At 63.3% G+C, this 15,213-nt stretch carries 10 protein-coding genes; 5 read left to right on the top strand and 5 right to left on the bottom strand.

Features of this window, described 5'->3' with window-relative positions:
* Positions 1-37: 37 nt before the first annotated feature.
* Complete coding sequence (locus tag SB765_RS23290) at positions 38-1,387, bottom strand: NCS2 family permease (protein ID WP_410909978.1); 1,350 nt, start codon at positions 1,385-1,387, stop codon at positions 38-40.
* A gap of 283 nt (positions 1,388-1,670) precedes the next feature.
* Between SB765_RS23290 and SB765_RS23295 the strand changes: the two genes are divergently transcribed.
* The gene (locus SB765_RS23295; RefSeq protein WP_012273431.1) at positions 1,671-2,426 is read left to right on the top strand and encodes a GntR family transcriptional regulator; all 756 of its coding nucleotides are present in this window, start codon (positions 1,671-1,673) and stop codon (positions 2,424-2,426) included.
* A 236-nt stretch (positions 2,427-2,662) separates the two neighbouring features.
* Complete coding sequence (gene aqpZ / locus SB765_RS23300; protein WP_059395748.1) at positions 2,663-3,361, top strand: aquaporin Z; 699 nt, start codon at positions 2,663-2,665, stop codon at positions 3,359-3,361.
* Here aqpZ and guaD read toward each other — a convergent pair.
* The 4 genes from guaD to xdhA all read right to left on the bottom strand — a co-directional run bounded on the left by guaD (position 3,358) and on the right by xdhA (position 9,529).
* The gene (gene guaD, locus SB765_RS23305; protein WP_174370607.1) at positions 3,358-4,662 is read right to left on the bottom strand and encodes a guanine deaminase; all 1,305 of its coding nucleotides are present in this window, start codon (positions 4,660-4,662) and stop codon (positions 3,358-3,360) included. The two genes, aqpZ and guaD, sit on opposite strands and share 4 nt — an antisense overlap.
* A gap of 10 nt (positions 4,663-4,672) precedes the next feature.
* Positions 4,673-5,518: a xanthine dehydrogenase accessory protein XdhC gene (xdhC, locus tag SB765_RS23310; protein ID WP_410909979.1), complete on the bottom strand. Its 846-nt coding sequence runs from the start codon at positions 5,516-5,518 to the stop codon at positions 4,673-4,675.
* Between the two features lie 164 nt (positions 5,519-5,682).
* On the bottom strand, positions 5,683-8,082 hold the full coding sequence (gene xdhB / locus SB765_RS23315; protein ID WP_341796386.1) for a xanthine dehydrogenase molybdopterin binding subunit: 2,400 nt from the start codon (positions 8,080-8,082) through the stop codon (positions 5,683-5,685).
* A complete protein-coding gene (gene xdhA / locus SB765_RS23320; RefSeq protein ID WP_410932003.1) occupies positions 8,075-9,529 on the bottom strand; it encodes a xanthine dehydrogenase small subunit in 1,455 nt (484 codons plus the stop codon). Before xdhA ends, xdhB begins: the two co-directional genes overlap by 8 nt.
* Positions 9,530-9,797: 268 nt before the next feature.
* On the opposite strand from xdhA, the gene SB765_RS23325 reads away from it, so the two are divergent.
* From SB765_RS23325 to zipA, 3 genes are all read left to right on the top strand, one after another.
* The gene (locus tag SB765_RS23325; protein WP_016498621.1) at positions 9,798-10,457 is read left to right on the top strand and encodes a GntR family transcriptional regulator; all 660 of its coding nucleotides are present in this window, start codon (positions 9,798-9,800) and stop codon (positions 10,455-10,457) included.
* Positions 10,458-10,460: 3 nt separating this feature from the next.
* On the top strand, positions 10,461-13,949 hold the full coding sequence (smc, locus tag SB765_RS23330) for a chromosome segregation protein SMC (protein WP_410932004.1): 3,489 nt from the start codon (positions 10,461-10,463) through the stop codon (positions 13,947-13,949).
* Between the two features lie 205 nt (positions 13,950-14,154).
* Positions 14,155-15,045, top strand: a complete 891-nt coding sequence (zipA, locus tag SB765_RS23335) for a cell division protein ZipA (protein WP_049272885.1) — start codon at positions 14,155-14,157, stop codon at positions 15,043-15,045.
* The last annotated feature ends 168 nt before the right edge of the window (positions 15,046-15,213 follow it).

A 15,213-nucleotide genomic window follows, 5' to 3' on the forward strand; every position in this document is an offset into this window, starting at 1 on the left:
CGAACACACTAAAACTCTATAGCCAGGCTACCGGTGCTTAGAGGAACACGAACTTGGCAATGAAGATGGCGCACAGCACCCACAGGCTGGCCGAGATTTCCTTGTACTTGCCGGTGCCTGCCTTCAACGCGACGTAGGTGATGAAACCCAGCGCGATACCATCGGCAACGGAGAAGGTCAGCGGCATCATGATGACCGTGACAATCGCCGGAATGCTGTCGGTGGCTTCGTCCCAATGGATGTGCGCCATGCTGCCCATCATCAGCATTGCCACGTAGATCAACGCACCCGCCGTTGCGTAGGCCGGAATCATCCCGGCCAGTGGGGCGAAGAACATCGCGGCGATGAACAGCAGGCCAACCACCACCGCAGTCAGGCCGGTACGACCACCTGCGGCCACACCTGCGGCACTCTCCACATAACTGGTCACTGGAGGCACGCCGACCACAGCACCGAATACGCTGGAAGCACTGTCGGCCTTCAATGCGCGTGACAGGCCTTCGATACGCCCGTCCGGCGCTACCAGGTTCGCTCGCTGGGCAACCCCCATCAGCGTGCCAGCGGTGTCGAACATGTGCACGAACAGGAACGCCAGTACCACGCTGATCATGCTGACGTTGAACACCCCGGCCACGTCCATGGCCATCCAGGTCGGTGCCAGGCTTGGCGGCATCGACATCACCCCGCCAAACTTGACCAGGCCCAGGCCCCAACCCGCCAGGGTGACGCCAATGATGCTGATCAGGATCGCGCCAAATACCCGCTTGTAGCTGAGGATGGCAATCAGCAGGAAGCACACGGCCGCCAGCAGCGGCCCCGGCTCATGCAGCGAGCCCAGCTTGATCAGGGTGGCGGGGCTGTCGACGATGATGCCTGCCGTTTTCAGGCCGATCAGCCCGAGAAACAATCCGACGCCGGCCCCCATGGCATGGCGCAGGCTGACCGGGATGCTGTTGAGCAACCATTCGCGCACTTTCGACAAGGTCAGGAACATGAACAGCACGCCCGAGACGAACACCGCCCCCAGTGCCGTTTCCCAGTTGTAGCCCATGGTGCCGACCACGGTGTAGGTGAAGAAGGCGTTAAGCCCCATGCCCGGCGCCAGGCCCACCGGCCAGTTGGCGTACAGGCCCATCAGCAGGCAGCCCAGCGCGGCGGCGATGCAGGTGGCGACGAAAGCGGCACCATGGTCGATGCCGGCGTCGGCCATGATGTTGGGGTTGACGAAGATGATGTAGGCCATGGTGATGAAGGTGGTCACCCCGGCGATCATTTCGGTTTTGACGGTGCTGCCATGTTGCTTGAGTTTGAAAATCCGCTCCAGCCAGCTTGTTTCGAGCGGTGGGGCGAGATCCAGCGTAGGGGCTTCGGATTTGCGGCTTTCCACAGCGAGTACTCCTCAAGTCTTTCTTGTTGTTATGGAGCCAGTTTCCTGCGCAATGCACTTGGCGGCTCCGCGAGGGAAGGCAGACGTCTGACCGTTTTATTGACTCGCGGGTCAAGAAGTTGCTCGGTGGATTATGCTTTTGTGTACAAAAAATGCAAATAATGTTTTATGTTTTGTGTGCGCAATGCGTCGTACAACGGCTATATAGGTAAAACGCCACCTGCGGAATCGCCTCAGCCTGTGTACAATGGCGCCATACTTTCTCTTCGTGCCTCGAGAGCCCATGAACGAACAGCTGCAACCTCTGAAGAAACCTGCACGTGTCGGCAAGGCCGGCCGCAGTGGTACCCAGGACGACATCGTCTACGCGCACATTTTCGAGGCGATCCTCGAGCAGCGCCTGGCGCCGGGCACCAAGTTGAGCGAGGAAGCGCTGGGCGAAATCTTCGGCGTCAGCCGCACCATCATCCGCCGCGCCCTGTCGCGCCTGGCCCACGAAAGCGTGGTGCTGCTGCGGCCGAACCGCGGTGCAGTGGTGGCCAGCCCCACGGTAGAAGAGGCGCGCCAGGTGTTCTTCTCGCGGCGCATGGTGGAGCGGGCCATTACCGAACTGGCCGTGCAGCATGCCACCCTGGATCAGCTCAACGAACTGCGCCAGATGGTGCGCGAAGAGCGCGACAGCTTCTCTCGCGGTGATCGCGGTGCCGGCATTCGTCTTTCCGGCGAGTTCCACCTCAAGCTTGCGGAAGCCGCGGGCAATGCGCCGCTGGTGAGCTTCCAGCGCAGCCTGGTGTCGCAGACTTCGCTGATCATTGCCCAGTACGAAAGCGGCAACCGCTCGCATTGCTCGTATGACGAGCACATGCAGCTGATCGATGCCATCGAGGCGCGTGATGCCGAGCAGGCCGTGAGCCTGATGATGCACCACATGGACCACATCGACAGCAAGCTGAACCTGGACGAGGAGAGCGCCTCGGACGATCTGCATGCGGTGTTCTCGCATTTGCTGAAAAAGCCCAAGGTTTCTGCCAAGGGTTGATCGTTTGCCAAGGTAAGTGAAGGGGGCTGCTTTGCAGCCCATTCGCAGCACCAAGCTGCTCCTACAGGCGTTACGCGATCCCTGTAGGAGCAGCCTTGTGCTGCGAATGGGGCGCGAAGCGCCCCCCAGTCATTTCTGGCCCTAAGCCAAACGTCTGCTAAATTCTTGTGAGCAAACCTTCATCAAGCAGTTGGGCTTGCGCATTCGCTGCGTTCAACTTCTTGAGGAATGGATTCATGAGCATGTCCCTCGGTAAACGCATGGGTGCCGAACTGATCGGCACCTTCTGGCTGGTCCTTGGCGGCTGTGGCAGTGCAGTACTCGCAGCCAGTTCCCCTCTCGGCATCGGTGTGCTCGGTGTCGCTTTCGCCTTCGGCCTCACCGTACTGACCATGGCGTTCGCCATCGGCCATATCTCGGGTTGCCATTTGAACCCCGCCGTGTCGTTCGGGCTAGTGGTGGGCGGGCGGTTTCCGGCCAAAGAGCTGTTGCCCTACGTGATCGCACAAGTGATTGGCGCCATCCTGGCAGCGGGTGTGATCTACCTCATCGCCAGCGGCAAGGCCGGTTTCGAGTTGTCGTCGGGATTGGCTTCAAACGGCTATGCCGACCACTCGCCCGGTGGTTATACGCTGGGTGCGGGTTTCATCAGTGAAGTGGTGATGACGGCGATGTTCCTGGTGGTGATCATGGGGGCGACCGATTCCCGGGCGCCGGCAGGTTTTGCGCCGATAGCCATCGGCCTGGCCCTGACCCTGATCCACCTGATATCGATCCCGATCACCAACACCTCGGTCAACCCCGCGCGTAGCACGGGGCCGGCCTTGTTCGTCGGGGGCTGGGCCCTGCAGCAACTGTGGCTGTTCTGGGTGGCGCCGCTGATCGGCGCTGCAATCGGCGGCGCGCTGTACCGGGGCCTTGCAAAAGAGCCTTAGCGCTGGTGCACGCAACGCCCGGCAGCGTAGGTTTCGCGCACAGTGCGGTCATCGCCCAGGGTGGTGAGCACGAACAGGGTCTCTTCGATGCTGTTGGACTGCTGAATACGGTAGTCCAGCAGCGGCGTGGCCTTGTAGTCCAGCACCACGAAGTCGGCATCGTTGCCCGGGCGCAGGCTGCCGATGCGCTCGTCCAGGCGTAGCGCGCGGGCGCCGCCGAGGGTGGCCAGGTACAGCGACTTGTACGGGTGCAGGCGCGCGCCTTGCAGCTGCATCACCTTGTACGCTTCGTTCAGGGTGTTGAGCAGCGAGAAGCTGGTGCCGGCGCCGACGTCGGTACCCAGGCCTACGTTGACCTTGAAGCGCTCAGCCTGGGGCAGGTTGAACAGGCCGCTGCCGAGGAACAGGTTGGAGGTGGGGCAGAAGGCCACGGCCGAGCCGGTTTCGGCCAGGCGCTGGCATTCGTCGTCGCACAGGTGCACGCCGTGGGCAAACACTGAGCGCTCGCCCAACAGCTCGAAGTGGTCGTACACGTCCAGGTAACCCTTCTGCTCAGGGAACAGCGACTTGACCCAGTCGATTTCCTTGAGGTTTTCCGACAGGTGCGTGTGCATGTACACGCCCGGGTGTTCCTTGAGTAACTGGCCGGCCAGGGTCAGCTGTTCGGGTGTGCTGGTCGGGGCGAAGCGCGGGGTAACTGCGTAATGCAGGCGGCCCTTGCCATGCCAGCGCTCGATCAGCGCCTTGCTCTCGGCATAGCCGGATTCGGCGGTGTCGGTCAGGTAGTCCGGGGCGTTGCGGTCCATCATCACCTTGCCGGCAATCAGGCGCAGGTCCAGGCGCTCGGCCTCTTCGAACAGGGCGTTGACCGATTCCGGGTGCACGCTACCGAACACCAATGCGGTGGTGGTGCCGTTGCGCAGCAGTTCCTTGAGGAAGATTTTCGCCACCTGGTCGGCGTGCGCTTTGTCGGCGAACTGCTTTTCGCAGGGGAAGGTGTAGGTGTTCAGCCAGTCCAGCAGTTGCTCGCCGTAAGAGCCGATCATGCCGGTTTGCGGGAAATGGATGTGGGTGTCGATAAAACCCGGGGTGATCAGCGCGTCCTGGTAGTGCTCCACCGGGATGCCTGCGTCCAGGGTCGGCAGCAGTTCGCTGGCGTGGCCAATGGCGCTGATGCGGCCATCGTCGACCACCAGCAGGCCGTCTTCGAAGTACTCATGGGAAGCCTCCAGGCCCACCTCGGCCGGGTCGGCGATGCTGTGCAGGATGGCGGCACGGTAGGCTTTACGGGTAACGGTCATAACACACTCGTCAAATAGCTTGGCTGCGCCGGGAGGGCGGCAGCAACTGGGCAATGGGGCCGGCATTGGCCGCAGCGTCGTGCTGGCCGAAGCAGGCGTTGTAGGTGGCGATGATCTCGCCGGCGATGGACACGGCGATCTCGATGGGCAGCTTGCCCTTGACCTCGGCCAGGCCCATGGGGCAGCGCATGCGGGCCATTACGGCCTCGTCATAGCCGCGCTCGCGCAGGCGGTGCTCGAACTTGACCCGTTTGGTCTTCGAGCCGATCAGGCCGAACCAGGTGAAATCGTTGCGCTTGAGAATGGCAGCGGTCAGCTCCAGGTCGAGCTGGTGGTTGTGGGTCATGACGATGCAGTAGCAGCCTGGCGGCAGGCCCGCGACTTCGTCGACCGGTTCCTCACTGACGACCTTGGTCACCCCGTTGGGGATGAGCTCGGGGAATTCCTGTTCACGCGAATCGATCCAGCGCACCCGGCAGGGCAGCGCGGCGAGCAAGGGTACCAGAGCCCGGCCGACATGGCCCGCGCCGAACACGGCGATCTGCGCCTGCACGGCGGCCATTGGCTCGAACAGCAGCACGGTGACGCCGCCGCAGCACTGGCCAAGGCTGGCGCCGAGGCTGAAGCGCTCCAGGTGCGGGGTGGTGCGCTGCTCTTCAAGCATTTGCCGGGCGATGTGCAGGGCCTTGTATTCCAGGTGGCCGCCGCCGATGGTGTCGAACAGGCCACTGGCGCTGACCACCATCTTCGAGCCAGCGTTGCGCGGGGTCGAGCCGCGCTCCTCGATGATGGTCACCAGCACGCAGGCTTCGCCACGGGACTGGTGGTCGGCGAGGGCGTTGATCCATTGGTGCATGATGCAAATCCTCTTCAGTGCAACGCGGTCGGCTTTGTGTAGGAGCGGCCTTGTGCCGCGAAAGGGCTGCATGGCAGCCCCCAAAATCTTCATTCCTGTGCCGATCCTGGGGCCGCTGCGCGCCCCTTTCGCGGCACAAGGCCGCTCCTACAAGGACCGCGGCGTTACTGAGTCACAGTTTCCAACTCTGGGGCTTCAGGTTGCGCTGCAGCCACCGCCTTGCGCATCTGCTCACAACCCCACAGCACCCGCTCCGGTGTCGCCGGCGCGTCAATGTTCGGCTGCACGCGGTAGTCGGCCAGGCTGGCCACGGCATCCTTGATCGCACACCAGGCCGCAATGCCGAGCATGAACGGCGGCTCGCCCACGGCCTTGGAATGGAACACGGTGTCTTCCGGGTTCTTGCGGTTTTCCACCAGCTTCACCCGCAGGTCCAGCGGCATGTCGGCGACGGCCGGGATCTTGTAGCTGGCCGGGCCGTTGGTCATCAGTTTGCCCTTGGCGTTCCACACCAGTTCTTCGGTGGTCAGCCAGCCCATGCCCTGGATGAAGCCGCCCTCCACCTGGCCAATGTCGATGGCCGGGTTAAGCGAGTCACCCACGTCGTGCAGGATGTCGGCGCGCAGCATCTTGTATTCGCCGGTCAGGGTATCCACGATCACCTCCACGCAGGCAGCGCCGAAGGCGTAGTAGTAGAACGGCCGGCCGCGTGCCTGGCTGCGGTCGTAGAAGATTTTCGGCGTGCGATAGAACCCGGTGCTGGACAGCGACACCTGCGCGAAGTAGGCCTGCTGCACCAGTTGCTCGAAGCTGACGATCTGGTCGCGCATACGCACATGGCCGTTGCGGAACTCGACGTCTTCCTCGGTCACCTGATAGTGCCGTGCGGCAAACTCGGTCAGGCGCCGCTTGAGGATTTCGGCAGCGTTCTGCGCTGCCTTGCCATTCAGGTCGGCGCCACTGGAGGCTGCGGTCGGCGAGGTGTTGGGTACCTTGTCGGTGTTGGTGGCGGTGATCTGTATGCGGCTGAAGTCCACCTGGAAGATCTGCGCCACTACCTGGGCCACCTTGGTGTTCAGGCCCTGGCCCATCTCGGTGCCGCCGTGGTTCAGGTGAATGCTGCCATCGGTGTAGATGTGGATCAGCGCACCGGCCTGGTTGAGGAAGGTGGCGGTGAACGAAATGCCGAACTTGACAGGCGTCAACGCCAGGCCCTTCTTCAGCACCGGGCTGTTGGCGTTGAAGCGGCGGATCGACTCGCGGCGCTCGGCGTAGTCGCTGCTGGCTTCCAGGTCGGCGGTCATCTCTTCGAGCATGTTGTGCTCGACGGTCTGGTAGTAGTGGGTAACGTTGCGTTCGGTCTTGCCGTAGTAGTTGGCCTTGCGCACGGCCAGCGGGTCGCGGCCCAGGTGGCGGGCGATATGGTCCATCACCTGCTCGATGGCGACCATGCCCTGCGGGCCGCCAAAGCCGCGGTAGGCGGTGTTGGAGGCGGTGTTGGTCTTGCAGCGGTGGCCGTGCACGGTGGCATCGCCCAGGTAGTAGGCGTTGTCGGAGTGGAACATGGCGCGGTCAACGATGGAACCGGACAGGTCGGGCGAGTAGCCGCAGTTGCCGGCCAGGTCGAAATTGATGCCGTGCAGCCGGCCGGTGTCGTCAAAGCCCACGTCGTACTCGACGTAGAACGGGTGGCGCTTGCCGGTCATGGTCATGTCTTCGACCCGCGGCAGGCGCATCTTGGTGGGCTGGCCGGTCAGGCGCGCAATTACCGCGCACAGGCACGCCGGGCTGGCGGCCTGGGTTTCCTTGCCGCCAAAACCGCCACCCATGCGGCGCATGTCCAGCACCACCTTGTTCATCGGCACGTCGAGCACTTCGGCGACCAGTTTCTGCACTTCGGTGGGGTTCTGCGTGGAGCAGTAGACGATCATGCCGCCGTCTTCGGTAGGCATCACCGAGGAAATCTGCGTTTCCAGGTAGAAGTGTTCTTGGCCGCCAATGTGCAGCGTGCCCTGAATGCGGTGTGGGGCGCTGGCCAGGGCGGTAGCGGAATCGCCGCGCTGGTGGGTGTGGCTGTCAAGCACGAAGTGCTTCTTGCGCAGCGCCTCGACCACATCCAGCACCGGCTCCAGGTCTTCGTATTCGACGATCGCGGCCATGGCCGCGCGGCGTGCGGTTTCAAGGTCGCGGGCGGCAACGGCAAGCACCGGCTGGCCGAAGAACTCGACCTTGTCGATGGCCAGCAGCGGGTCGCCGGCCACCACTGGGCCGATGTCTTTCAGGCCGGGGATGTCTTCGTGGGTGATGGCGATGCGCACACCCTCGAAGGCATAGCACGGCGTGGTGTCGATGCGCAGGATGCGCGCATGGGCGCGGTCGGCGGTGCGCGCATAGACGTGCAGCTGGTTGGGGAATTCCAGGCGGTCGTCGATGTACAGCGCCTCGCCGGATACATGCTTGTCGGCGCTGTCGTGCTTGACGCTGCGGCCCACCCCGGTGGTCAGGTCCTGGCTGAACAGCTCGGCCATCTCGGCCTGGCTCTTGGCTACGTGATGGTTAGACATAAGCGGTCACCCGGGTTTCGATGTGCGGCGTTTGCTGTTCGATGAAGTACTTGCGCAGCAGGTTCTGCGCGGTCAGCAGGCGGTATTCCTTGCTGGCGCGGAAGTCGCTGAGCGGTGTGAAGTCCTCGGCAAGGGCCTGGCAGGCACGCTTGATGGCGGCCTGGTTCCACGGCTTGCCGCGCAATGCGGCTTCGCAGGCGCGGGCCCGTTTAGGGATGGCCGCCATGCCGCCGAAGGCGATGCGCACACCACTGACCACGCCGTTTTCGATACTCAGGTTGAAGGCCGCGCATACGGCAGAAATGTCGTCGTCCAGGCGCTTGGACACTTTGTAGGCGCGGAACGCCCAGTCGCTGGTGGCGCGAGGCACGATGATCTTCTCGATGAACTCGCTGTCCTGGCGGGCAGTGATGCGGTAGTCGATGAAGTAGTCTTCCAGTGCCATGGTGCGCTGGCGCTCGCCTTGGCGCAGGACGATCTGCGCGTCCAGGGCAATCAGCAAGGGAGGCGAGTCGCCGATGGGCGAGGCGTTGCCGATATTGCCGCCCAGGGTGCCCTGGTTGCGAATCTGCAGCGAGGCGAAGCGGTGCAGCAGGTCGCCGAAGTCCGGGTACTCCTCGTGGAGTGCGCCGTAGCAGTCGGTAAGCGGGGTGGCCGCGCCGATTTCCAGGTGGCTGGGGGTTTTTTCGATGCGCTTGAGCTCGGCCACGTGGCCGACATAAATCATCACCGGCAAGGTCTTGTGGAACTGGGTCACTTCCAGGGCCAGGTCGGTACCGCCGGCCAGCAGGCGGGCTTCGGGGTGTGAGCTGTACAGGTCGGCCAGGTCGGCCACGGTCAGCGGCACCAGGCAACGCTTGTCGCCGCTGTTCAGCTCGCCCGTCTGGGTCGGCGTAATGGCCTTGAGGCGGCTGATGGTGTGCGCCTGCTGGGCATCGAACTGGTCGCGGCAGGGCTGGCGGCAGCTCTGCTCGGCGGCGTCGAGGATCGGGCGGTAACCGGTGCAGCGGCACAGGTTGCCGGCCAGGGCTTCCTGGGCCTGGTGCAGGTCAGGGCCGCTGCTGTTCTTTTGCAGGGCGAACAGCGACATGACAAAGCCTGGGGTGCAGAAGCCGCATTGCGAGCCATGGCAATCGGCCATGGCCTGTTGCACGCTGTGCAGTTGGCCCTGATGCTTGAGGCCTTCGACGCTGATCAGTTGCTTGCCGTGCAGCGACGAGACAAAGGTGAGGCACGAGTTGAGGCTGCGGTAGCGCAGGCTGTCGTTGCCTTGTTCGTCCTGGGCCAATTCGCCGACGACCACGGTGCAGGCGCCGCAGTCACCACTGGCGCAGCCCTCCTTGGTGCCGGGTTTGCCCAAGTGCTCGCGCAGGTACTGCAGCACCGTCATGTTCGGGTCCAGGGCGTGCTCACTACGCAGCTCCTGGTTGACGAGAAACTGGATCACGGGGATGGCCTCGCAATGGTTTTATTGTTGTTGGGCGGACTCTAAGCAACACCTGTCCAGCAGGTCAATATTTTTCTGACTCAAAGGTCAAGAAATTGCTCATGCCACCGCCCGGCCGAATACATTGCCCATACAACAAGCATAGATCGCGCCGGGCGCACGGCTGTCTGGCTGGTCAAATAAACCGCCAGGCCCCTCTGCGCGATTACCGCCCAAATACGCTACAATCCGCCCCTTGTGCCCAGTTCAATGATTTTGAAGGAAAACCATGACGTTCAAGGCCCCGGACAGCCTCTCCGAGCAGATTGCCGATTACCTGGCCGAACGCATCATCCGCGGCGAGCTGGCGCCAGGCGAGCGTATCCAGGAGCAGAAGGTGACCCTGGCCCTGAATGTCAGCCGTGGCTCGGTGCGCGAAGCGTTGTTGATCCTCGAGCGCCGGCACTTGGTGGCGATCTTGCCGCGTCGGGGTGCCCACGTGACCGTGCTGGACGAGCGCAGCGTGCGCAGCCTCTGTTCCTTGATGGGCGAGTTCTACATCCTGCTGGGCAATGCGGTTGCGCAAAAATGGCGCACCGACGCCGACCTGCGCCCGTTTCTGGATATTCAGCAGCGCCTGCAGCGTGCCCATGACCAGCTCGACATCAAGACGTTTGTCGCCGATAGCTTCGCGGTGATGCGCGCAGCCTATCCGTTCGCCGACAACCCGTTCCTGCAGGAAACCGTGGAAAACCTGCAGCCGGCCATGAGCCGTGCCTACTACCTGTCGCTGGACCAGCGCCAGGCCAACATGATCGACTACCTCGACCTGTTCGCCCGCCTGCTCGACGCCGTTGTCGCACGCGACCTGCCGCGCATTCGCGAGGTGCTTACCGCCTATGGCCAGCGCAGCTGCGAACTGGTGCTGGCGGCGCTGGCCCGAGGCTGACCGATGCGCCTGAAGTGCATTCGCCTGGCCGGCTTCAAGTCGTTCGTCGACCCGACCACGGTCAATTTCCCCAGCAACATGGCGGCCGTGGTCGGCCCCAATGGCTGCGGCAAGTCCAACATCATCGACGCGGTGCGCTGGGTGATGGGCGAGAGCTCGGCAAAAAACCTGCGCGGCGAGTCGATGACCGATGTCATCTTCAACGGCTCCAGCGGCCGCAAGCCGGTCAGCCAGGCCAGCATCGAGCTGGTGTTCGACAACAGCGAAACCACCCTGGTAGGCGAGTACGCCGCTTACGCCGAAATTTCGATCCGCCGCAAGGTCACGCGCGACGGGCAGAACAGCTATTACCTCAACGGCACCAAGTGCCGTCGACGCGACATCACTGATATTTTCCTCGGTACCGGCCTGGGGCCGCGCAGCTATTCGATCATCGAGCAGGGGATGATCTCCAAGCTGATCGAGGCCAAGCCCGAGGAGCTGCGCAACTTTATCGAGGAAGCCGCTGGCATCTCCAAGTACAAGGAGCGCCGCCGCGAAACCGAGAACCGCATCCGCCGCACCCAGGAAAACCTGGCACGCCTGACCGACCTGCGCGAAGAGCTGGAACGCCAGCTGGAGCGCCTGCACCGCCAGGCCCAGGCGGCGGAGAAGTACCGCGAGTACAAGGCCCAGGAGCGCCAGTCGAAGGCACGCCTGTCGGCCTTGCGCTGGCGCGGCCTGGACGAGCAGGTGCGCCAGCGCGAGTCGGTGATTGGCGACCAGGATGTCTCTCATGAGGCGTTGGTGGCCGAGCAGCGCAACGCCGATGCCAGCATCGAGCGCCTGCGCGATGGCCACCATGAATTGTCCGAACGCTTCAACCAGGTGCAGGGCCGCTTCTACTCGGTAGCCGGTGACATTGCCCGGGTCGAACAGAGTATCCAGCACGGCCAGCAGCGCCTGCGCCAGTTGCAGGACGACTTCAAGGAAGCCGAGCGCACGCGCCTGGAGACCGAATCGCACCTGGGCCACGACCGCACCTTGCTGGCCACCCTGGGCGAAGAGCTGGCCATGCTCGAACCTGAGCAGGAAATGACCCTGGCTGCCGCTGAAGAGGCCGCTGCGGCCCTTGAAGAAGCCGAGTCGGGCATGCATGGCTGGCAGGAGCAGTGGGACAGCTTCAACAGCCGCTCCGCCGAGCCACGCCGCCAGGCCGAAGTACAGCAGGCGCGCCTGCAACAGCTGGAAGCCAGCCTGGAGCGTTTGGCCGAGCGCCAGCGCAAGCTGGGCGAGGAGCGCGAGCAGCTGGGTAGCGACCCGCAGGACGCGGCCATGCTCGAATTGGCCGAGCAACTGGCCAGCAGTGAAATGCTGCTGGAAGAACTGCAGCTGTCCGAAGAGCAGGTAGTGGAGCGCCTGGAAGGCGCGCGCGAGCAACTGCAACAGGCCACCCAGGCCCAGCAGCAGGCGCAGGGCGACCTGCAGCGCCTGGGTGGTCGACTGGCCTCGCTTGAAGCCTTGCAGCAGGCCGCCCTGGAACCGGGCGCCGGTGCTGCAGACTGGCTGCAAGGCCAAGGCCTGGAACAACAGCCACGCCTGGCTGAAGGCTTGCGGGTAGAGCCGGGTTGGGAGTTGGCAGTAGAAACGGTGCTTGGCGCCGATCTGCAGGCCGTGCTGGTGGATGATTTCGATACGCTCGATTTCACAGGCCTTGAGCAAGGTGAACTGCGCTTGCTGCAGGCCAGCGGCAAGTGTGCGTCGTTGCCCGGCAGCCTGCTGGAAAAGGTCGAGGGCCGTATCGACCTGGCGCCCTGGCTGGGCCAGGTCAAACCTGTGGACGACCTGGCCCAGGCGCTGGCGCAGCGCGCGTCGCTTGGCGAAGGGCAGAGCCTGGTCAGCCGCGATGGCTACTGGGTAGGCCGGCACTTCCTGCGGGTGCGCCGCGGTGGTGAAGCTGAAGGCGGCGTGCTGGCGCGCGGCCAGGAGATCGAGCGCCTGGGCCTGGAGCAACATGAGCAGGAAGCGGCACTGGAGCAGTTGGAGCAACAGCTGCAGGCCCTGCGCGAGCAGCAGCTGGACCAGGAAGAGCAGCGCGAACAGCTGCGCCGCCGCACCCAGGAAGAAAACCGTCTGCATGGCGAACTGAACGCCAGCCTGTCGGCCAGCCGTGCCCGCGCCGAGCAGGTCGAGTTGCGCCGTCGACGGCTGCTTGAAGAACTGGCCGAGCTCGAAGAGCAGCGCGCCCTGGAGCATGAGCAGCTAGGTGAAGCGCGCTTGCTGCTGCAGGAAGCCCTGGAGCTGATGGCCCAGGATACTGAGCAGCGTGAGCAGTTGATGGCCCGCCGCGACACCCTGCGCGAAGGCCTCGACCGGGTGCGCCAGGAGGCTCGCCAGCACAAGGACCACGCCCACCAGTTGGCCGTGCGCCTAGGCTCGTTGCGTGCCCAGCACGACTCCACCCGTCAGGCTCTGGAGCGCCTGGAGCAGCAGGCTGCGCGCCTTACCGAGCGCCAGGAGCAACTGAGCCTGAACCTGGAAGAGGGCGAGGCCCCCCAGGAAGAACTGCGCCTGAAGCTCGAAGAGCTGCTGGAGCGGCGCATGAGCGTTGACGAGGAAATGCGCAAGGCCCGCCTGCACATGGACGAAGCCGACCGCGAACTGCGTGATGCCGAAAAACGCCGCACCCAGGCCGAGCAGCAAGCCCAACTGCTGCGCGGCCAGCTGGAAACACTGCGCCTGGAGTGCCAGGGCCTGGATGTACGACGCAAAACCCTGCAGGAGCAGTTGCTGGCCGATGGCTACGACCTGCAAGGCGTGCTCGCCACCCTGGAGGCCGAGGCCAGCGAGCAGGGCACCGAACAGGAACTGGAGCAGCTTGAAGCACGCATCCAGCGCCTGGGCGCGATCAACCTGGCCGCCATCGAGGAATATGAACAGCAGTCCGAGCGCAAGCGCTACCTGGACGCGCAGGACGCCGACCTGGTCGAAGCCCTGGAGACCCTGGAAAACGTCATCCGCAAGATCGACAAGGAAACGCGCAACCGCTTCAAGGATACCTTTGATCAGATAAATGCCGGATTACAGGCACTTTTCCCAAAAGTTTTCGGTGGTGGCAGCGCTTATCTGGAACTGACGGGCGAAGATCTACTCGATACAGGGGTGACGATCATGGCGCGACCACCGGGCAAGAAGAACAGCACCATCCATCTGCTGTCCGGTGGCGAGAAGGCACTGACCGCTTTGGCGCTGGTGTTTGCCATCTTCAAGTTGAACCCCGCACCGTTCTGCATGCTCGACGAGGTCGACGCACCGCTGGACGATGCCAACGTCGGGCGCTATGCGCGCCTGGTCAAGGAAATGAGTGAAAGCGTGCAGTTCATCTACATCACGCATAACAAGATTGCCATGGAGATGGCGGACCAATTGATGGGGGTGACCATGCATGAACCAGGTTGTTCACGTCTTGTTGCTGTTGATGTGGAGGCGGCCATGGCCATGGTCGACGCTTGATGTGCGACGATGGGGGCACATTCTGGAACGAAATGCCCCCGTCATGTGCGACAGACGGTGTAAAGTTGTCTTTGGTCGTGCTAGCTTAATGTCACTCGTTTTTTGCGTGGGTAAAACGCCTGTCAGAACATAGAGTTGGCGCCACGTGTTAAAGGGCTTTGAACCCTTTGTTTTCAAGCATATTTTTATAGAGGCACGGGATTACATGGAAATCGGTCTGCGCGAGTGGCTGATCGTCATCGGCATCATTGTCATTGCCGGGATTCTTTTCGACGGCTGGCGCCGCATGCGCGGCGGGAAAGGCAAGTTGAAATTCCGTCTGGATCGCAGTTATTCCAACCAGCCGGACGAAGAGGGTGGCAGCGCCGAAGTGCTCGGCCCGTCGCGTGTGCTGGACACCCACAAGGAGCCTGAGCTGGACGAAAGCGACCTGCCGTCGCTCAGCGCTTCTTCGCGTGATCGCGAACGCGAGCCCAAGCCGGCCAAGGCCAGCAAGCGCAACAAGCGCGCCACCGCAGCGGCGGATGTGCAGCAGGGTGACCTGAACCTGAGTGCCGACACGCGCGAGCCGGACCTGTTTGCCGACAGCGATGACGACTTTGCCGCCGACAACACCCGCAGCAGCAGCCCGGCGCCTGCCACCAGCCTCAAGGAGCTGCCACCGGCCGAGGAAGTGCTGGTGATCAGCGTGATCTCCCGTGACGAAGGCGGCTTCAAAGGCCCGGCACTGCTGCAGAACATTCTGGAAAGCGGCCTGCGCTTCGGCGAAATGGACATCTTCCACCGCCACGAGAGCATGGCCGGCCACGGCGAAGTGCTGTTCTCCATGGCCAACGCGGTGAAACCTGGCGTGTTCGACCTGGACGATATCGACCACTTCAGCACCCGTGCGGTGAGCTTCTTCCTTGGCCTGCCGGGCCCGCGTCATCCGAAGCAGGCCTTCGACGTGATGGTCGCCGCGGCGCGCAAACTGGCCCACGAACTCAACGGCGAGCTCAAGGACGACCAGCGCAGCGTGCTGACGGCCCAGACCATCGAGCACTACCGCCAGCGCATCGTCGAGTTCGAGCGCCGTGCGCTGACCCAGAAGCGCTGACAGATCCAGACGAAAGAGCAGCCTGAGGGCGTGCTGGTCGGTTCGGGAGTTACTGCCCGACCCGGCCCTATCGCCGGCAAGCCAGCTCCCACAGGTGTATCACTGCCTTCCAGGCTCGTGGTGTACCTGTGGGAGCTGGCTTGCCGGCGACAGGGCCGGGTCAGGCAG

The sequence above is a fragment of the Pseudomonas sp. SIMBA_067 genome (assembly GCF_046534675.1).
In the GTDB taxonomy this organism is placed as follows: domain Bacteria; phylum Pseudomonadota; class Gammaproteobacteria; order Pseudomonadales; family Pseudomonadaceae; genus Aquipseudomonas; species Aquipseudomonas putida.